Origin of the sequence: Ruminococcus sp. AF17-12 (assembly GCF_003479245.1) — a bacterium.
Taxonomy (GTDB): domain Bacteria; phylum Bacillota; class Clostridia; order Lachnospirales; family Lachnospiraceae; genus Blautia_A; species Blautia_A fusiformis.
In genome coordinates this window covers 127,215-146,422 of the sequence record NZ_QUGY01000008.1, presented here as the reverse complement: position 1 = coordinate 146,422, position 19,208 = coordinate 127,215, and the positions used below count along the sequence as shown (strand labels likewise).

Sequence of the window (19,208 nt, the reverse complement as noted above, 5' to 3'; positions counted from 1 at the left end):
CCAGATATTGAACTGTTAGCACCAATTGCAAGACTGCTACATATTTCCCTTGATACCCTGTTGTCTTTTCATGAAAATCTGACAGACGTTGAAATTACAGAACTTATTCAGGAAATGGACAAAATGTTTTCAGCAGAAGGTTACGAAAAGACCTATCAATGGGCAGTAAATATCATAAAAGATTACCCTAACTGCAACATGCTTATCTGGCAGGTGGCGGTGATGCTTGACTCGCGAAGAATCATAGGTCAGTGTGAGCATCCCGATAAGTACAACGAACAGATTAATTCCTGGTACGAAATGGCACTAAATGACAAGGACGAAAAAATCCAGCACCATGCGGCAGATTCTCTGTTCGGATTCTACTTGCGAAAAGGGAATTATGAAATGGCAGAAAAATATCTGAACTATTTTTCCGACTATGATCCCATGAAAAAACTAAGACTTGGGCAATTATACATGGAACAGGAAAAAACAGAAGAAGCATATGAAAAACTGGAAAATATAATTCTTTCAGAGTATACTACTTTGAATCTTGCCTTTGGCATGATGATCACAAAAGCTCTTGACAATAAAGATCATAAATCCGCAAGATTCCTGGCCGAGAAAATGTATGCATTAGCAGGTATTTTTGAGATGGGAAAATACAATGAATGTGCAACCATGTTTAATGTTGTGGTGGCAGAACAAAATGTAGAAGATACTTTTAAGGTAATAAAACAACTGCTGGAGAATGTCGATACAATCTGTGATTTTCAGAAATCAAGATTATATAAACATATAAAATTCCAAGATGTAGAAAATCCATATGCTGAAGAAATGAAAAAAGAACTGATTGCAGGCTTCCAAAATGAAGAAGACTTTGCTTATATGAAAGGCTATAAACCCTGGAAAAAATTATTAGCAAAGTATTGATCCTGCTTATGTTTATTGCAAAATAAAAAACCTATTCATTCGCAATAGATCACATTTATAGATGAAAGAGATGCAGGCGTCGCGGCTCCTGCATCTCTTTTAACCCATAGGGTGCGTGATTGCAACGAAATTTACCACCTCAATGGATGATAAATTGCAATATATTTCAAAAATAAAAGAAGAACGTAATAAGGCACAGGACGAACTTGCTGAACTAAGGAAAATTCTTGAATTGTCAGATGATATTTCTTTGACAGAACACATTACAAAGATAAAAATAAATATTGACAAGGAGTAATTGAACCAGTATTATATAAGTACAAAGAAGTCTTTTTCCGGAGTGAGAAAGATATTATTACTTATTCAAAGGAAAGGGGCTCTGGACGAGTTCCTTTTTACATTTCATAAAATTTGATTTTATAACATATACTATGATCACAAAGTAGCTCTGGATAGGATATTCGGAGTTGTAAAACGGCGGAAATATCATTGCTGGTATTTCCGCCACTTCTTTTATAGATTATTCGCACTATTCAACCCATCCACTCAATTACGCAAAATCAAATCGTCTCATAATTTACATTAATATATGTACGCCACCCCCAAAATATGATAAGGTGAAGCAAATAGAATTTTTCAGGAGGTTATTAACAGTTAAATATAAATTATAAAATTATAAAATCATATAAGTACATGTTGAGTTTTATAAGATATTAGAGCAGAATATTATTGAAAGGAGTTGATGCTTTGAGTAAATATTATTCTATACATGAATTTTCAAAAATTATAAGCGTATCCGCCCAGACATTACGAAATTGGGATGCCAATGGAAAACTTCATCCGCATCATACTACAGTAAGCGGCTATAGATATTATTCTGACGAGCAACTCAACCAGGTAATAAATGTAAAGCCTAAAACTCGCATTACAATTGGATATTGTCGCGTTTCCAGCCATAAACAGAAAGATGATCTGGAACGACAGATTGATAATGTTAAGACATATCTTCTGGCAAAAGGACAGCCATTTGAGATGATAAGTGATATCGGTTCCGGAATTAATTATAAGAAAAAAGGACTCCAGGAATTGATCAGGCGAATATCTCAAAATCAGGTTGAAAAGGTTGTTGTTTTATATAAAGATCGGCTATTGCGATTTGGTTTTGAATTGATAGAATATATCGCTTCGCTTTATAATTGTGAGATTGAGATTATTGATAATACTGAAAAATCCGAACAGCAGGAACTTGTTGAAGATCTGGTTCAGATGATCACAGTATTCAGTTGCAAATTACAAGGAAAACGAGCGAATAAAGCCAAGAAACTTATCCGGGAATTGATACAGGAGAAAGTAGATGGTAAAAGCCATAAAAGTAATGTTAATACCAAATAATATACAGAAAACTAAGATGTTTCAGTACGCAGGTGCTTCAAGATTTGCTTATAACTGGGCTTTGGCAAGGGAAATAGAAAACTATGAAAAAGGCGGAAAATTCATTTCAGATGCAGAACTCAGAAAAGAATTTACAAAGCTTAGACATTCTGATGAATACGCATGGTTATTGAGTATTTCAAATAATGTAACCAAACAGGCGATCAAAGATGCCTGCACCGCTTATAAGAACTTTTTCAAAGGTTTGCAGAAATTCCCAAGATTCAAGCCAAAAAAGAGATCAATACCGAAGTTCTATCAGGATAATATTAAGATACAATTCAGCAATACTCATGTTAAGTTTGAAGGATTTTCTTCGAGCAGGAAAAGAAATAAACAAAAACTAAATTGGGTAAGACTTGCAGAGCATGGTCGTATTCCTACAGATGCTAAATACATGAATCCGAGAATATCTTTTGATGGGTTGAACTGGTGGATCAGCGTATGTGTGGAATTTCCTGATTGCATAGAAAAACTTAATGATGATGGGATTGGTATAGATCTAGGAATCAAAGATCTGGCTATTTGCTCTGATGGAGCTAAGTATAAGAACATCAATAAAAGTCAGAAAGTAAAGAAACTAGAAAAACAGAAACGCAGATTACAGCGTAGTATCTCTCGCTCTTACGAGAAAAATAAGAAAGGAGAAAGTTACTGCAAAACAAATAATGTAATCAAAAAGGAAAAACTTTTATTAAAACGAAATCACAGATTAACAAATATCCGTAAGAACTATTTGAATCAGACTACATCTGAAATTGTAAGTCGAAAACCAAGATTTATTTGTATTGAAGATTTGAATGTTAGTGGAATGATGAAAAATAGACATTTATCAAAAGCAGTTCAGAATCAGGGGTTTTTTGAGTTTAGAAAGCAGCTTGAATACAAGTGCAGCGATAAAGGGATTCAGCTTATTGTGGCTGATTGGTTTTATCCATCATCAAAGCTTTGCAGTTGCTGTGGAAACATTAAAAAAGACTTGAAATTATCTGACAGAATTTATAAATGTGATTGTGGAAATGTCATTGATAGAGATTTTCAGGCATCTATAAATCTCAAGGCTTATGGAGAAAGAGTTGCAAGCTAACACTAAAACGTTAGTGCAAATATGTACGGGTACGTTAATTCGGAATTTACGCCTATGGAGAGTACAAGAACTTGTGAGTAGATAGATATTTATATCATCAAAAGCATACTCGTTGAAGTAGGAATGAAACATAGAAGTTTATAACTTTTTATAAGTTTTCAGTAACGGAGCATTCATATGAAATACGACTTCACTTCCATCATTGACCGACATGGCAGAGATTCCATCGCAGTAGACGGCCTGAAGGGCGATGGTTTCTCTCCTGCCCCGCCGAAGGAGGGCTTCGATGCCATCCCGATGTGGGTAGCAGACATGAACTTTCCTACTGTACCTACCATACAGCAGGCGATCATCGAACGGGCCAGTCACCCGGCCTTCGGTTACTTCGAAGCCCCGCCGGAATATTATAAAGCCATCATCCGCTGGCAGGAAACACGCCACGGTGTCACCGGTCTGAAGCCCAGACACATTGGCTACGAAAATGGCGTTCTGGGCGGAGTTATCAGTGCACTGAACTGCGTCTGCTCCCGCGGTGATAACGTCCTGGTTCACAGTCCGACATACATAGGCTTCACCAAAAGTCTGAAAAACAACGGCTACGAGGCCGTACACTCTCCTCTGATAAAGGATGAAAACAGCATATGGAGAATGGATTATGCAGACATGGAAAAACAACTCCGTGAAAAGAAGATCCACGCTGCCATTCTCTGCAATCCACACAATCCCTGCGGACGCGTGTGGGAACGTTGGGAGCTGGAAAAAGCCATGGAGCTGTACCGAAAATATGATGTCTACGTCATCTCAGACGAGATCTGGTCTGACCTCATCCTGAATGGCCATAAGCATATCCCCAGCCAGTCCGTCAGCGAAGATGCCCGCCAGCGTACAGCGGCCTTCTACGCTCCATCCAAAACCTTTAATCTGGCAGGACTTGTTGGCAGCTATCACATTGTATACAACAGCTGGTGGCGGGATCGTATTTTGAAGGAGTCCAGTCTGAGCCATTATAATATGATGAATGTTCTGTCCATGCACGCTCTGCTTGGCGCTTATCAGCCTGAAGGCTATGAATGGACCGATGAACTATGCGAAGTACTAAGCGGAAATGTAAGCTTTGCCTGTGATTACATTGACCGGCACTTTAAGGGTGTCAACGTTTCCAGACCGGAAGGCACCTACATGCTCTTTGCCGACTGCACCGGCTGGTGTACTGCCCATGGCAAAACAATCGAAGATGTGGAAAAAGCCTGCTGGGATGTCGGCGTTGCTGTCCAGGACGGCAGGATGTTTTTCGGTCCCTGTCACCTAAGAATGAATCTGGCCTCACCCCGTTCCCGCATAGAAGAAGCCTTCCGCCGAATGGATCGGTACGTCTTCAACAGGTAAAAATCCACTCTGCCATTCATTACAATCTATGCTATAATAGAGCTCATAACATCAGCGTTCCATCCTGTCACTTTCCGGAACGCTGTAAACAGGAGGAAATCAATATGGATATTAAAGAGGAAATCCACGCATTATCAGAAGAAATGCTCACAAATCTTGGCAGACTGGTTGCCATTGACTCCCAGCTCGGTACCCCTTCCGAGGGAAAACCATTTGGTGAGGGTCCTGCAAAAGCCCTGGAAGAGGGACTGAAGATTGCCGAAGAACTTGGCTTTAAAACCGTAAACCTGGATAACTACTGCGGTTATGCCGAAATGGGTGAGGGCGATGAGATCGTCGGCATCGCCGGTCATCTGGATATCGTTCCTGTAGGCGGAGACTGGACCTACGATCCGTTCCGCCTTACCCGTGAAGACGATCATGTATACGGCCGCGGGACCACTGATGACAAAGGCCCTATCCTAGAAGCGCTCTATGCCATGAAGCTTCTCCGCGACCACGGCGTGAAGCTGAACAAAAGAGTCCGCCTGATCATGGGCTGCAACGAGGAAACAGGTTCCAAATGTATGGATCACTACAATCAGGTAGCAGAAGAGCTTTCCTGCGGTTTCACACCGGATGCCAGCTTCCCGTGTATCCACGGTGAAAAAGGTCAGCTTGCCATGATCGCCTGCTCCAAAAACACCCGGATTATCTCCATGAACGGCGGTTTTGTATCCAATGCAATGTGTGACACCTGTACAACCATTGTTCCCGATGAGGACGGTCTGAAGGAAAAGCTGGAATCCGCACTTTCCCGGACGAAGCTCCAGGAATATAAGGTAACCGAAGAAAATGGTGAGCTCACCATCTACGCCAAAGGTATTCCGGCTCATGCCAGCACTCCCCATCTCGGTGTCAATGCTGCAGGAGTAACCTTTGAATGTCTGGCAAAAGCAGGCTTTGAAGATGACTTTGTGGAATTCTATAACTCCCATATCGGCACTGCATGTGACGGCTCCGGCATTGGTCTGAAATTTGCAGATGAATACGGCGATCTGACGTTATGCAACGGAATCGTAAAAACAGAAAACGGTGTCATTTCCTGTACCATCGATATCCGTGTTCCGGTAACTCTTAATGAGACCGATATCCGCAAAATGTGCCAGGACAGACTGGAAGATAAAAACGGTCGTATTGAGATCATAAAGGTTGTTGCTCCGTTATTCTTCCCAAGAGAATCTCCGCTGGTAAATGCTCTTTACAAAGCTTACACAGATGTGACCGGCGATACCGAACACAAACCAATGGTCATCGGAGGCGGCACTTACGCAAAATCCCTCAAAAACATCATAGCCTTCGGACCTGAAAAAGAGGGAATTGACTACCGTATCCACGGAGCCGATGAATTTATCCTGGTCTCCGGCATGGAAGAAGCAGTACTGATCTATATGGAAGCGATCAAAAATATGCTTGCGATCTGAAATCAGGAGGATAAGAAATCATGAGTACAAAAGCTGAACACGCTACAAAATTACACGAGAATGGCTGTAACTGTGCACAGGCAGTTGCCTGTTCTTTCTGCCAGGAATTTGGCATCGATGAAAACGAGATGTTCCGTATTGCCGAGGGCTTCGGCCTTGGAATGGGTGTTATGGAAATGTGCGGTGCTCTTTCCGGTATGGCTATGATCATCGGACTTTCCAACAGCCGCGGAAATACCGAAGAAGGTTCCGGCTCCAAAGGTGACACTTACAAAAAGCTCCGCACCTATATCCAGAAATTCAAAGAAAAAAACGGTTCCTGTATCTGCCGTGAATTAAAAGGTGTGGAGACAGGCAAGGTTCTCTGCAGCTGCCCGCAGTGTATCACCGATGCGGTTGCTCTTACAGAAGAATATCTTGCGGAAAACAGATAATCTCATAAAATAAAACAGCAGAATTGTATATTCCCTGTAATCACGGGACATACAGCTCTGCTGTTTTCTGTTTCTATTCGCTTTTCACTGTCAGATCCTTCACCCATCTGTATTTCTTATAATTCAGGTACACAGCCGGGATCTTTACAACTTCATCCAGACTGATGAGCTTTCTGGTAAAAATGCCGGCGCTCTTTTATTTTCCATTTATTTTTGCCCACGCCTCTTCGTCAAACTTACGGTCTTTCACGCTTTTCTATTTCATCTCGATCTTAAACAGTCTGGCCACTTTTTCCTGTGGCATCTTCACTACAAGATTTCCATTTTCGATCTTATATCCGCACATCTCTTCCTTCGGATAGATCACGGATACTCTGCGGACCTGCTCTGCATTTTCCAGCGGGATCACTGCTTCTGTTGTTCCCGGTGTCCATACCGAAAGATAGGTATTCTTCTCTGCTTTCACTCCGTAAGCAAGAACTTCAGATTTCAGAGTTCCAAAACCAAGCGGGAAGAACGGCACGCCGTCACGGACTTCCTCACGGATCTCCTTATACAGGGAGATTCCCTCCTTCATACGGTTCATGGAATTTTCGCCCAGCTTCCATACCATACCGCTGATATATGGGCGGAGAAGCATACCATTTACTACATTGTAGATCACATGCTCTTCTTCATCCTCATACGGATATACCCACATACCACCCTGCTCCGGAGTTACCGCACTGGCTACATTGGCAGCGATATTGGCATTGTAGAGATAATCTGTCTGATCACTGGTAGACTGCAGGCTTAAGATCTTCAGCATACCATAATCCATACGCTGTCCGCCGGAACCGCAGTTCTCCACAACAAGCTCCGGATGATCCCGGAAGATTTCCTCATACCACTGGTGAAGACATTCATAATGCTCACGGATGGCATCTGCACAGCTGTCACTGTTCAGATCACTTCCATATCCCATGGTTACGTTATAGTCCACTTTAAAGTACTCTACACCGTAATCATTGATCAGCCTGTCTACTACATCACGGCAATATTTCCGTACCTCCGGATTGCGGAAATCCAGCATATAGCGTTTATTGTCAATGTGGCGTTTTCCATGACGGCAGACAAACCAGTCATCCGGAAGCTTGTTTGCCAGTTCGCAGGCAACTCCCATAACCTCGATTTCCAGCCAGAGTCCCATTTTCAGGCCTTTACTGTGTGCATGATCGCAGACTTCTTTCAGACCATTGGGGAATCTTCCGGATGCTTCTTTCCATTCCCCGACACGGTCCCACCAGAATCCGTCGTCATACCAGCCTGCATCCAGGCAGTAATATTCGCATCCGAGCTCTGCTGCCTTGTCAATGATGGAAAGCTCCCGCTCCGTTGTAGGGTCTCCCATCAGGCAATTCATGTAATCATTAAATACCACGTTCAGCTTCTCATCGTCCGTATTCGGTCTGCGTACTTTTCTCCGATATCTGGTCAGTGCCGCTGCTGCCGGATTCAGGCCACCTTTTACAACAGCTGCCCCTGCCGGAACGGTTGTAAAGCTTTCTCCCGGTTTCAGATTCTTATACCAGCCATGCTCCTGCTCTGTGGCGCCGCTTAAGGCAAGATACAGATTTCCGCCCTGTGCAGAGCCATATTCTGCCAGCCACTGTCCGGAGCTTTCAATCTGGAAAATATACGTCTCCCCTGTTTCTCTGTCCTCGGCAATTCCCATGGGAAGATACTCACAGGTAGACCAGGTGCCCTTTCCACTGTAACAATAACGGTTCAGGCCATATCCCTGATGATTGAAGCCATCTACGACCATTCCGTTTAAATTCAGCGTTTCTGCATCGTATTTCTGCCACTGTGCCTCACAGCACCAGCTGTTAAACGGCACATAGATATCTGTTTTTTTATAATAAGGCTTTTCGCCGCCTCTGGAGATTCCCTGATACATAAAAGAAGAAACATAGGTCAGCCCCTGATCCTCACTTCCCTCGTTGATGATCTCTGTCCAGGTCTGTACTGCCGGCACTCCGTCAAACAGGCGCATATGATATACTGCCTTCAGCTTTTCCGGGGAAATCATTACGATCTCCAGCTCTTTTCCGCCGGCCTGTGCCTTCAGCTCATGGTTCTCATAAACAAAATCCACAGAGGACTGATTGATGTTGTTTTTGTAGGCATGCATGTTTAAGCTTCCTGTGCCGCTTCTGTGAATCTCAACAGCCGGATAACAGATATCCTCCTTCGGCTCCATGACTGCTTTTTTTACTTCCTGTGAAGAAAAATCTGCCAGCTCTACCACGCCGTTTTCCCGGATACGAAACTGGATATCCAGGCCATTCTCATGTAATTCGATCATTTTTATTTTTTCATTTTTATAGCTCATAGAAAATACCCTCCGTTTTTCTGATTCTGATCACAGTATAATATCTGTTTTTTTATAAGGTGACAGGTATCATCCCCAGAATGTAAAAATGCAATATATTGTCGTATTTATTTTTGCGTGATATACTGTTTGCTGACAGTAAAGAGTACAGTCAGTCAGACATGTAGGGCGATTTAATCGAATATCTGCATCTGTCCGACTCGCAATTTACAGCTGAAATATTTACATTCCGCTTCGCAGTATACTCAGGAGGTTTTTTCATGCCAGATATTTTCCAGGACTCTTCCCGATATTTCCATATTTCTGCTTTTTATGCTCTCTCCCTGCCTTATTATCATATGGAGCATCACACACATTCCAGCTATGAGATCATGTATATCACCTCCGGTTCCTGCCGGGTTTTCTGCCTGGATGGCACACAGGACACGGAATTCCCACTGAAATCCGGGCAATTTATCTTTATCCGGCCGGATGTACCTCACAGGCTGGAGATTCCGGATGGTTTTCCCTGCTCGATCCTGAATCTGGAATTTTCCCTTACTCCCGAAAAAAGTCCGGTTGCTCTGGAGCTTCTCCTGAAAAAGGATCCCGGATTTTCCCGGTTCTGGAATTTTACGGAATCCTCCCAGGGCTTTTGCTCCGGCCCGGATTCCCGCAGCTTCGGATACAGCCTGAAGGATCTGCTCACCTTTTTACAACAAAATTCCGGTCAGATACAAAAGGAAGAATTTCTCTTCTTTCTTCTTTTCAGCCGCATGCTTACAGAGCTTGCATTCTGCGCCCACTCCAGCCGGAGCACCCAGGGAATCGTCTATCTGAAAAAAGCGCTCCGCTATATTGACGAGCATTATCTGGAAGACATTGATATTCCTGCCATCTCCGCATATGCAGGGATCAACAAATCCTACCTGCAGGCGCTCTTTACAGAAAAAAACGGCTGCACCATCAATACCTATATCAACCGCAAGCGTATGGAACAGGCCTCCTTTCTTCTGTGCAACAGTACTCTGCACATTACGGATATTGCCTTTTCTTCCGGATACAACAGCCGGCAGCATTTTGCACATACCTTCGAAAAATTTTATCATATGAACCCCTCCAGGTACCGAAGCCTTCATACCCGGCCTCTCCGTTCGGATACCCAAAAGAAACGCTATCATATGACTGACGGACTGATGTTGGAAAGCGAACCCTTTCCTCAGGAATAAAACTTACTTCATACACCTACACCTTCAGGCTGATACCTGCGATCCACGTCTGAGTATCCTAAAAAAACGGCCAGGTACGAAGCTCTTATCTCTTCGATAACCTGGCCGGCTTTTTATATTTATTGTCAAGCGGATATTCGCAATCCTGCAGGGGACTTACTTGATTCGGTTAAAAATTTTCTATGGAAGCAGATTCTGCATACTCTTCAGGCTGATCGCCAGTGTGGAGGTATTATGCAGAAGTGCGGATGAAGTCGGCTGCAGGATACCTGCAACGCCACAGGCGATAAGACCTGCGTTAAAGGTAATAATAAAACGGTAATTGCGTCTGATACGCTTCATCAGTGCATTGCTGATCTCTTTCAGAACAACAAGCTCCTGAAGATCATCTGCACCTACAGTAATATCTGCGATCTCCCGGGCAATTTCAGCACCATCACTGATGGCGATACCGACATTGGCTGCGGAAAGTGCCGGAGAATCATTGATTCCGTCACCTACCATGATAACCTTTCTTCCGGCTGCCTTTTCTTTTTCGATGAAGTTGGCCTTATCCTCCGGAAGTACCTCGGAATAATATTCGTCCACTCCCACACGTCTGGCAATGGCTGCTGCTGTACGCTCACTGTCCCCTGTCATCATAACGATCTTGGAAATCCCTGCCCCACGCAGTGCTTCTACAGAAGCTTTCGCCTCCTCACGAAGAGGATCTTCAATACAAATCACGGCTGCAAGACGTCCGTCAATGGCAAGATACAGATGGGAATACTCTTCCGGAATATTGTCGAATTTCTCCTTGCCATCCTCCGGGATCAGACATTTCTCATCTTCAAATACAAAGTGATAGCTTCCGATCACGGCCTTATGGTCTTCGATCGTAGTGGAAATTCCATGCGCTACTACATATTCAACCTTTGAATGCATCTCCTCATGGGCCAGATGCTTCTTCCTGGCAGCACTGACAACAGCCTTGGCCATGGAGTGTGGGAAATGCTCTTCCATACATGCGGCGATACGCAGCATCTCCTCCGGATCATTGTTGTCAAAAGGAACCACATCCACAACGGTTGGCTTCGCCTTTGTCAGAGTTCCTGTCTTATCAAATACGATGGTATCTGCCTCAGCCATTGCTTCCAGATATTTACCGCCCTTAACTGTAGCCTTATGGGTACCGGCCTCACGGATTGCAGACAATACAGAGATCGGCATTGCAAGCTTAAGCGCGCAGGAGAAATCCACCATCAGGATCGCAAGGGCCTTGGTGGCATTTCTGGTAAGGAGATATGTAAGTGCTGTTCCTCCAAGAGTATAGGGAACCAGCTTATCTGCCAGATGCTCTGCCTTTCCCTCCAAAGAAGATTTCAGCTTCTCAGACTCCTCGATCATGGTAACGATCTTGTCATAGCGGCTGGAACCACCTACCGTCTTTACGCGGATGGTGATCTCACCTTCCTCCACAACAGTGCCTGCATAGGCAACGCTACCCTCTTTCTTGCATACAGGTACAGACTCACCGGTAAGAGAAGCCTGGTTGACCATAGCCTCTCCATCTGTAACACTTCCGTCAAAAGGAATTACGGTACCCATACGTACAACAACATCATCTCCCGGCTGGACCTCTCCGGACTCTACCAGGATCTCCTGATCCTCTCTCTTCAGCCATACCCTGCCAACATTCAGGGACATGGTTCTTGCAAGATCACCTACGGATTTCTTGTGCGTCCACTCTTCCAGGATCTCTCCGATCCCAAGCAGGAACATGATGGAGCCTGCAGTACCAAAGTCCTGACGTAATACAGACACTCCAATTGCAGTGGCATCCAGGACCGGCACCTCGATCTTACGGTGAAGAAGTGTATCGATTCCCTTCCAGATATATTTCAGGGAAGTAGCTGTTGTATAAATGGCATTCAGCGGATATGGCAGAAAAAGCCTTCTTCCGTAATGGCAGATCACCTTGGAGATTAGCTTCTCCTGATATTCTGCATTCAGTGCTCTCCCTGAGCTCTGCAGCACCTGTGAAGGAACCTCTACATCCTGATAATGAAATTCGCTGATACCACGGATAACCGCAGCTCTACTGCCCCGATAATTTACAACTGCGTCACAGGTTCTCTCGTATACCTTGGCAGAAACCACTCCAGCAAGATTCTCGAGATAATACAACAGCGTATCTGCCTGCCCGTAGCTCATCCTCTTCTGAGCAAGATGGATACGAAGCCGGCCTCTTGTCTCATGTTTGATATAAAATTTCACGGAAAATCGCCTCTTTACTCAGCTGTCTCTTCTGCTGCTTCTTCTGTCTCTTCTGCTGTTTCTTTGAATGCATCCTCATCTGCAGTTTCCTCTGCTTCTGTCTCAACATCCTCTACAGCCTCTTCAGCTGCTGCTCTTTCCTCATTGATCTCCTTAGCTTCAGCATAAATATCTTCAGCATTCTCCTGAAGATTCGTAGCTGTTTTCATGATGCAGTCCTTAGCTCTTAAAACAGCTGCTGTGCATCCTGTGTAAAGCTTCTTCGCATCCTTGCTTGTGAGGATCTTGATTCCTGCTGTACCGAAAAGAACGCCTGCTGCAAAAAGTCCTGATTTCTTGAATTTAAAGTCTACCATAATAATTTCCTCCTGATATATGATTTTTATTTTTTTCTGATTCCCGGTGAGGATTTTTCATGTCCGCCCCGATATTTTCATTATTATAAAATGTCTGTAAAAAAAAGTCCAGTGTTTTTTGTGTGAGTTCAACACAATTCGTTAAATTTTCAGTTATTTTTGCCTAACAGTTAATTTTTACTAATAGTTCAATCTATCTAATTCTTAGTCTGTACAAACCTCTTCTTTCCTATTATATTGTGCCATAACTTTTCCATACTCACCCGACCTCATGAACAGGCAGCAGCGCCAGGGTACGGATATTCTGTTCACTGATCTCCCCGCAGGCCCGAAGTCCTGCAAGGATCACTTCATTAAGCTTCTGTCCGGACAGATGGCATATCGTATCATCATCCAGTTCTACTGTGCAGACGCCTTTTGTGCTGCATGCCACGCGATACATATTCTTTCGACTGATAGCACCGATGGATTCCAGCGTATTGACCATACGGTATACTGTAGCTACACCGATCTTCGGATCCAGTGCGGAAGCCCTGTAATAGATTTCCTTACAACAGGAGCACTCTCCCTCCAGGATAATGTCCAGAAGAATCTTTCTCTGTCTGGTGATGCGGAGCCCCTTCTCCTTCAGTTTCTCTATAATAAGATCCCTCTGCATCTCTGTATGTCGGTAGCATCCTGTTTTTTTCTCTTCTGTTTCGGCTTCTGCAATATGCATTCTGATCCCTCCTTTATTGAGAAAACTTTTCTTTTATCTAATAAGTTAGTATACTCCAACTTAGGTTAGTTGTAAATAACTCCTTTGAACTTTTTTTACATATTGAGGATTCTGCCTGAATACCGTATAATGTTTCGTGAACCTGTACATAGGAAACCGTCGTTTTGACAAAATGACGAAAAATCCCCTTTCGTTTTTTCGTCAGAATGACAAGAAACTGCCGGAAACTTTGTAAGATTCAGCTCTAGCCCTTTTCTCTCATTTTCGATATACTGTTAACCAGCAAAGGAAATTACGTAAAACAATATATTAATTTTGGAGGGAAACAACAATGGCAAGTTTATCATTATCTCACATTAATAAAACTTATCCGAACGGCTTCCAGGCAGTTAAAGATTTCAACCTGGAGATCGAAGACAAAGAATTCATCATCTTCGTAGGACCATCCGGATGTGGAAAATCTACAACACTTCGTATGATCGCAGGTCTTGAGGAGATCAGCGGTGGTACACTTAAGATCGGTGACAAAGTCATGAACGATGTTGAGCCTAAGGACCGTGATATCGCAATGGTATTCCAGAACTACGCTCTGTATCCTCATATGACAGTTTATGATAACATGGCATTCGGACTTAAACTTCGTAAAGTTCCGAAGGACCAGATCGACAAGGCTGTTCGTGAAGCAGCAAGAATCCTTGACCTTGACAAGCTTCTTGATCGTAAACCGAAGGCTCTTTCCGGTGGTCAGAGACAGCGAGTTGCTATGGGACGTGCTATCGTTCGTAATCCTAAGGTATTCCTTATGGATGAGCCTCTTTCCAACCTGGATGCTAAGCTTCGTGTACAGATGCGTATCGAGATCTCCAAGATCCATCAGAGACTTGGCGCTACTATCATCTATGTAACACATGACCAGACAGAGGCTATGACACTTGGTACCAGAATCGTTGTTATGAAAGACGGTGTTGTTCAGCAGGTTGATACACCACAGAACCTGTATCAGAAACCAGGCAACCTCTTCGTTGCAGGATTCATGGGATCTCCGCAGATGAACTTCCTTGATGCTGTTATCTCCGAGAAAGGCGGCAATGTAATTGCTACAATCGGTGGTGAGCATGAGATTATCGTTCCGGCAGCTAAGGCTAAAGTCCTGAAAGACAAAGGCTATGTTGGAAAGAAAGTTGTTCTTGGTATCCGTCCTGAGGATATTCATGATTCTCAGATGTTCCTTGAGACATCTCCAAGCAAACCAATGAACTCCGTAGTTAAAGTTTACGAGCTTCTTGGTGCTGAAGTATTCCTGTACTTCGATGTTGACGGAACTCAGGTTACAGCACGAGTTGATCCTCGTACAACAGCTAAGACCGGTGATCCGATCAGATTTGCATTCGATATGGAGAAAGCTCACTTCTTCGACAAAGAGACAGAGCTTACTATCACAAACTAATTCTCGTCGAATCATAAAAACAGAATGTAACCCCGGGGGATATGATTTCCCGGGGTTTCTTTTTATTTCACTAGTTTTATTTCACATCAGAAAGGACGCTTTTTATGAAAATACAGCAAACAATTCAAAAATGTCTGGATGACTGGACCCGGATCAGCGGTCTTGATTTCTGTATTCTGGATGAAAATGACCAGATATACATTTCCACAGGGGACCGTCGACTTCCTTCTTCTGAAAAGCTTGCTCAGTTCCGGGAGGATCCTGCCTTATGCATCTCCAACCGCAGCTGCAGTCTGTACAAGCTGAACAACATACCTCAGAGCAATATGCTTCTGATCGTATGGGGCTCCGGAGAGCAGGCTTCTACCATCGGAGAGCTTGCTGTCTGCCAGGTAGAAAGTCTCCTCACTGCCTATACGGAAAAAACAGACAAGAACTCCTTTATGCAAAATCTTCTCCTGGACCGTTATTCCCAGGTAGAAGCTTTTAACAAGGCTGCCCGTCTTCATATCACACCTTCCGCCCGCCGTGCGGTATTTCTTGTGGAAACCAAGCAGCACAAGGACGAAAATGCCCTGGCTACCATCCGCAACATCTTTTCTGCCCGTACACGGGATTTTATCACTGCACTGGATGATTCCGGCATCATCGTAGTACGTGAGCTTCAGAGCACCGAAAGCTACGAAGAGCTGGATGGTATCGCCTGCATGCTGGTGGATATGCTCAATACAGAGGCCATGACCTCTGCCTGGGTTTCCTACAGCAATGTTGCAGATGATATCATGGAGCTTTCCGATGCCTACAAGGAAGCCCGCACTGCTCTCGAGGTCGGCAAGATCTTTTATGCTGACAAAAACGTTTTCGGTTACAACCGTCTGGGCATCGGACGTCTGATCTATCAGCTTCCCACTCAGGTCTGCAACATGTTTGTAGGCGAGATCTTCGGAGAAGAATCCCTGGAATCTATTGACGACGAAACCCTCAATATCATCCGGACCTTCTTTGAAAATAACCTGAACCTTTCTGAAACCTCCAGACAGCTCTATGTGCACCGGAATACTCTGGTGTACCGTTTTGAAAAGCTGCAGAAGCGATTTGGCCTGGATATCCGTACCTTTGAGGATGCACTGGCCTTCAAGCTTGCCATGATGGTGTCCGATTACATCACCTATTCCGGAAATCATGGAAAATAGATTCTGCTCGTAAAAATCCATCAAAAATGCAGGAACACAAAAAATCCCCGGAAACAGCAGATAATGTCTGTTTCCGGGGGTTCTTTATTTCAGCAGCATCAGATGCTCCGGTGGAAGATACAGATATTCCGGAAGATCTTTATCCGGATCCTCCGTAAAGCTGTTTTTGGGACGCATCCACCATAATCCGGCAGCATTCTCTTCCGCTTTGTTTCGGATCATATACTGATGTTCAAATGTAGTTTCTATGTATTGGTCTACCCGTACTGCCATACAGTTCTCACCCGGCTTTGATTCCGGGCGGATCCAGTGGCCGCGGATCCCTACATGGGTAATATCCATATCTACGTTTTCTTCGGTATGGAGCTTCATTTTCCAGTCCGCCGCATAGATTTCGTGAGGTCCCAGCCTCTCCGCTCTGGAAAAATTCTTACAGCCGGTAAGCTTTGCTGCCTCCAGAAGTCCCGGTCTCTCAAACAGCTGCTTTGTCTCCCCGGTCACAAGGATCCTGCCTTCATGTACAATGGAAAGCTCCCTGCAGAATTTATAGGCCTCATCTCTGCTGTGTGTCACAAGGATCATATCTCCCGGATAGTCCTTGAGGAAATCCTGCATCTCCCGCTGGAGCACATCCTTCAAGTAACCGTCCAGTGCGGAAAACGGCTCATCCAGAAGAATAGCTTCCGGCTCTCCGATCATCATTCTGGCCAGTGCCACTCTCTGCTGCTGTCCGCCGGAAAGCTGTGAGGGCAGGCGCTTCTCCAGCCCCTCCAGATGATATCGCCGGATCAGATCTGCCACTTTTTCTCTGGCGGAGGATTTTTCCCCACGATAACCGCAGCGGATGTTCTGTTCCACTGTCATGGTTGGGAACAGCGCATAATTCTGAAACAGATATCCGATCCGACGCTTCTGCGGTTTCAAATTGATCCCTTTTTCAGAATCAAACACTGTTTTTCCATTGATGACGATCCTTCCCTTATCCGGTGTTTCGATTCCTGCAATACAGCGTAAGGTCATGCTTTTTCCGCTGCCGGAAGCACCAAGAAGCCCAATGGCTGCCGAACTGCCTTCAAAATCTACCTTCAGGGAAAAATCACGGAAGTTTTTTTCGATATTTACTTTGACTGCCATCAGATCCACCTTCTTGTTTTCATTCCTCTTCCGGATACGATATTGATCAGCGCTACGATCACAAAGGAGATCAGCACGATCACAACGACCCAGAATCCTGCAGTTCCGTAATTTCCGGCTGCTGTCTCTGATGCAATGGCAACAGAAACTGTTCTGGTTTTTCCAAGGATATTTCCGGCAAGCATGGAGGTTGCGCCATATTCTCCGATTGCACGTGCAAATGCCAGCACTGTTCCGGATGCGATCCCCGGTCCTGCCGCAGGCATGACTACCCGCCAGAAGATCCGGCTGTCGCTCATCCCCAGAGTCTGGCCTGCATGGATAAGATTTATATCCACCTGTTCAAAAGCAGCCCGTGCATTGCGGTACATCAGCGGAAATGCGATCACTGCCGCTGCGATCACACAGCCCTTCCAGGTCTGCACGATCTTAATATCAAAATTATCCAGAAGAAAGCTTCCGAAGGGCCTTTTCAGACTGAAGATCAGTAGCAGAAAAAATCCAGCCACTGTAGGAGGAAGTACCAGCGGAAGAGTAAGGATCCCATCCAGTACTGCTCTGGCTCCCGGCTTCAGCTTCATGATCTTTCGGGCGCAAAATATTCCCAGAAAAAAAGCGATCACTGTGGCTGCCAGACCTGTTTTTAAGGAAATCCACAGAGGACTCCAGTTTATTTCTCTCAAAAGTTCTGTCATATTTCATTCCTGTGCCGGCATTTACTGTGTTTCAGTATTTACTGCCTGCCGGTTTTCTACATCATACTCATTTGGATGTGCTGTCCTCAGCCTCCGTGTTGTCTGCAGAAGCTTCTGTGGCATCCTCGGAATCCTCAGCCTCATATGCTGTAAATCCATAGTCCTCAAATACCTTGATTGCTGCGTCAGACTCCACATAATCAAGAAAAGCCTCTGCTGCCCTGGTATCGTCTTCCGATGCTTCCTTGTCCTCGATAAGTCCCACAGGATAAAGAACCGGCGTCTTAAGGCTGTCTGTCGGCGCCTCTGCGATGATATCTACTTTATCAGTAACAGATGCAGCATCTGTCGCATATACAACACCAACCTCATTACTTCCTTCACTGACTGCTGCAAGTACATCCGTTACATTCTTGCACTCGTTGATCTCCATTTTGTTTACATCGTCCATGATTCCAAGATTGTTAAAGATCTCACGGGCGTACTGTCCCACCGGAACATCCTCTCCTGCAAGCGCCATATTCTCAGCGTCTGTGATATTCTCGAATCCTGTTACCTTTGTCTCTCCGTCCTTTGGTCTGATCAGAACGACTTTGTTCTCAAGAAGATCCTTAACGGTGTCTTCCTTTGTCAGTTTTTCCTCTGTGAGGGCATCCATCTGTTTATCTGCTGCTGAAAAAAAAAGATCACAGCGTGCACCTTCCTCGATCTGTGTCTGCAGTGTACCTGAACTGTCTGCACTGTAATAGATCGTTACATTCGGATAAAGCTCATTGAAATCCTTCTGGATCTCCTCCATGGAATTGCTGAGGCTGGCAGCAATAAATGCATAAACCTCTCCCTTCAGGTTCTCATCACCTTTCACTTCTGTGTCCGCCGCAAAAACAGTTCCGGTCATAAGGCCTGTTGTTAAAATTCCCGCGGTAAGGGCTGCTAAGATTTTTTTCTTCATCTTTTGTTTCTCTCCTTTTCCGTTTCGTTCAGTTTTGTTTAGTTTTGAATGGTTTTGTTTAATTTTACCGAAAGGAAAGTTTCTTGTCAAGCTATAAGGCATTGCTGTTTTTCTCTACAAGTGCTATCATAAATACATAGTTGACAAGCCAGGCGGATG

17 protein-coding genes are annotated in these 19,208 nt (G+C 44.4%); 10 read left to right on the top strand and 7 right to left on the bottom strand.

Annotated features, from left to right (window positions below):
• The first annotated feature begins 123 nt into the window (after positions 1 to 123).
• The 7 genes from DWW77_RS10610 (at position 124) to DWW77_RS10585 (ending at position 6,716) form a co-directional block, all read left to right on the top strand.
• On the top strand, positions 124 to 915 hold the full coding sequence (locus DWW77_RS10610) for a transcriptional regulator (RefSeq protein ID WP_227574372.1): 792 nt from the start codon (positions 124 to 126) through the stop codon (positions 913 to 915).
• Positions 916 to 1,057: 142 nt separating this feature from the next.
• Positions 1,058 to 1,213, top strand: a complete 156-nt coding sequence (locus tag DWW77_RS18075) for a hypothetical protein (RefSeq protein WP_015527375.1) — start codon at positions 1,058 to 1,060, stop codon at positions 1,211 to 1,213.
• A 449-nt stretch (positions 1,214 to 1,662) separates the two neighbouring features.
• Positions 1,663 to 2,307, top strand: coding sequence for an IS607 family transposase (locus DWW77_RS10605; protein WP_118608691.1), 645 nt, complete (start codon positions 1,663 to 1,665; stop codon positions 2,305 to 2,307).
• On the top strand, positions 2,270 to 3,433 hold the full coding sequence (locus DWW77_RS10600) for an RNA-guided endonuclease InsQ/TnpB family protein (protein WP_118608671.1): 1,164 nt from the start codon (positions 2,270 to 2,272) through the stop codon (positions 3,431 to 3,433). The genes DWW77_RS10605 and DWW77_RS10600 overlap by 38 nt, the downstream gene beginning before the upstream one ends.
• A 177-nt stretch (positions 3,434 to 3,610) precedes the next feature.
• Positions 3,611 to 4,819: a MalY/PatB family protein gene (locus DWW77_RS10595; protein WP_118608670.1), complete on the top strand. Its 1,209-nt coding sequence runs from the start codon at positions 3,611 to 3,613 to the stop codon at positions 4,817 to 4,819.
• A gap of 104 nt (positions 4,820 to 4,923) precedes the next feature.
• On the top strand, positions 4,924 to 6,282 hold the full coding sequence (locus DWW77_RS10590; RefSeq protein ID WP_022426237.1) for a M20 family metallopeptidase: 1,359 nt from the start codon (positions 4,924 to 4,926) through the stop codon (positions 6,280 to 6,282).
• A gap of 20 nt (positions 6,283 to 6,302) precedes the next feature.
• A complete protein-coding gene (locus DWW77_RS10585) occupies positions 6,303 to 6,716 on the top strand; it encodes a C-GCAxxG-C-C family protein (protein ID WP_022426236.1) in 414 nt (137 codons plus the stop codon).
• A gap of 256 nt (positions 6,717 to 6,972) precedes the next feature.
• Here DWW77_RS10585 and DWW77_RS10580 read toward each other — a convergent pair whose 3' ends face one another.
• A complete protein-coding gene (locus DWW77_RS10580) occupies positions 6,973 to 9,090 on the bottom strand; it encodes a glycoside hydrolase family 36 protein (protein WP_118608669.1) in 2,118 nt (705 codons plus the stop codon).
• Between the two features lie 260 nt (positions 9,091 to 9,350).
• Between DWW77_RS10580 and DWW77_RS10575 the strand changes: the two genes are divergently transcribed.
• Positions 9,351 to 10,298 (top strand): AraC family transcriptional regulator, encoded by a 948-nt coding sequence (locus tag DWW77_RS10575; protein ID WP_118608668.1) that lies wholly within the window; start codon positions 9,351 to 9,353, stop codon positions 10,296 to 10,298.
• Positions 10,299 to 10,478: 180 nt separating this feature from the next.
• On the opposite strand, the gene DWW77_RS10570 is transcribed toward DWW77_RS10575, so the two are convergent.
• The 3 genes from DWW77_RS10570 to DWW77_RS10560 form a co-directional block, all read right to left on the bottom strand.
• Complete coding sequence (locus tag DWW77_RS10570) at positions 10,479 to 12,554, bottom strand: heavy metal translocating P-type ATPase (protein ID WP_118608667.1); 2,076 nt, start codon at positions 12,552 to 12,554, stop codon at positions 10,479 to 10,481.
• Between the two features lie 14 nt (positions 12,555 to 12,568).
• Positions 12,569 to 12,910 carry a DUF6110 family protein gene (locus tag DWW77_RS10565; RefSeq protein ID WP_022426232.1) on the bottom strand — a complete coding sequence of 114 codons (342 nt, stop codon included), beginning with the start codon at positions 12,908 to 12,910 and terminating at the stop codon, positions 12,569 to 12,571.
• 259 nt (positions 12,911 to 13,169) lie between these two features.
• Positions 13,170 to 13,628 carry a transcriptional repressor gene (locus DWW77_RS10560; protein ID WP_021651932.1) on the bottom strand — a complete coding sequence of 153 codons (459 nt, stop codon included), beginning with the start codon at positions 13,626 to 13,628 and terminating at the stop codon, positions 13,170 to 13,172.
• A gap of 331 nt (positions 13,629 to 13,959) precedes the next feature.
• On the opposite strand from DWW77_RS10560, the gene DWW77_RS10555 reads away from it, so the two are divergent.
• Complete coding sequence (locus tag DWW77_RS10555) at positions 13,960 to 15,075, top strand: ABC transporter ATP-binding protein (RefSeq protein ID WP_118608666.1); 1,116 nt, start codon at positions 13,960 to 13,962, stop codon at positions 15,073 to 15,075.
• Between the two features lie 104 nt (positions 15,076 to 15,179).
• On the top strand, positions 15,180 to 16,268 hold the full coding sequence (locus tag DWW77_RS10550; RefSeq protein WP_022426073.1) for a PucR family transcriptional regulator: 1,089 nt from the start codon (positions 15,180 to 15,182) through the stop codon (positions 16,266 to 16,268).
• 84 nt (positions 16,269 to 16,352) lie between these two features.
• Here DWW77_RS10550 and DWW77_RS10545 read toward each other — a convergent pair whose 3' ends face one another.
• From DWW77_RS10545 to modA, 3 genes are all read right to left on the bottom strand, one after another.
• Positions 16,353 to 17,402 carry a sulfate/molybdate ABC transporter ATP-binding protein gene (locus DWW77_RS10545; protein WP_118608665.1) on the bottom strand — a complete coding sequence of 350 codons (1,050 nt, stop codon included), beginning with the start codon at positions 17,400 to 17,402 and terminating at the stop codon, positions 16,353 to 16,355.
• Positions 17,402 to 18,097 carry a molybdate ABC transporter permease subunit gene (gene modB, locus DWW77_RS10540; RefSeq protein WP_118608664.1) on the bottom strand — a complete coding sequence of 232 codons (696 nt, stop codon included), beginning with the start codon at positions 18,095 to 18,097 and terminating at the stop codon, positions 17,402 to 17,404. Before modB ends, DWW77_RS10545 begins: the two co-directional genes overlap by 1 nt.
• Before the next feature lie 67 nt (positions 18,098 to 18,164).
• Positions 18,165 to 19,049: a molybdate ABC transporter substrate-binding protein gene (modA, locus tag DWW77_RS10535; protein WP_118608663.1), complete on the bottom strand. Its 885-nt coding sequence runs from the start codon at positions 19,047 to 19,049 to the stop codon at positions 18,165 to 18,167.
• Positions 19,050 to 19,208 lie beyond the last annotated feature (159 nt).

Bases quoted from the DNA above. Each gene is read 5' to 3' on its own strand.
- DWW77_RS10610 (WP_227574372.1), top strand. From the start codon at position 124: ATGTTTTCAGCAGAAGGTTACGAAAAGACCTATCAATGGGCAGTAAAT.
- DWW77_RS18075 (WP_015527375.1), top strand. From the start codon at position 1,058: ATGGATGATAAATTGCAATATATTTCAAAAATAAAAGAAGAACGTAAT.
- DWW77_RS10600 (WP_118608671.1), top strand. From the start codon at position 2,270: ATGGTAAAAGCCATAAAAGTAATGTTAATACCAAATAATATACAGAAA.
- DWW77_RS10595 (WP_118608670.1), top strand. From the start codon at position 3,611: ATGAAATACGACTTCACTTCCATCATTGACCGACATGGCAGAGATTCC.
- DWW77_RS10590 (WP_022426237.1), top strand. From the start codon at position 4,924: ATGGATATTAAAGAGGAAATCCACGCATTATCAGAAGAAATGCTCACA.
- DWW77_RS10585 (WP_022426236.1), top strand. From the start codon at position 6,303: ATGAGTACAAAAGCTGAACACGCTACAAAATTACACGAGAATGGCTGT.
- DWW77_RS10580 (WP_118608669.1), bottom strand. From the start codon at position 9,090: ATGAGCTATAAAAATGAAAAAATAAAAATGATCGAATTACATGAGAAT.
- DWW77_RS10575 (WP_118608668.1), top strand. From the start codon at position 9,351: ATGCCAGATATTTTCCAGGACTCTTCCCGATATTTCCATATTTCTGCT.
- DWW77_RS10565 (WP_022426232.1), bottom strand. From the start codon at position 12,910: ATGGTAGACTTTAAATTCAAGAAATCAGGACTTTTTGCAGCAGGCGTT.
- DWW77_RS10560 (WP_021651932.1), bottom strand. From the start codon at position 13,628: ATGCATATTGCAGAAGCCGAAACAGAAGAGAAAAAAACAGGATGCTAC.
- DWW77_RS10555 (WP_118608666.1), top strand. From the start codon at position 13,960: ATGGCAAGTTTATCATTATCTCACATTAATAAAACTTATCCGAACGGC.
- DWW77_RS10550 (WP_022426073.1), top strand. From the start codon at position 15,180: ATGAAAATACAGCAAACAATTCAAAAATGTCTGGATGACTGGACCCGG.
- DWW77_RS10545 (WP_118608665.1), bottom strand. From the start codon at position 17,402: ATGGCAGTCAAAGTAAATATCGAAAAAAACTTCCGTGATTTTTCCCTG.
- modB (WP_118608664.1), bottom strand. From the start codon at position 18,097: ATGACAGAACTTTTGAGAGAAATAAACTGGAGTCCTCTGTGGATTTCC.
- modA (WP_118608663.1), bottom strand. From the start codon at position 19,049: ATGAAGAAAAAAATCTTAGCAGCCCTTACCGCGGGAATTTTAACAACA.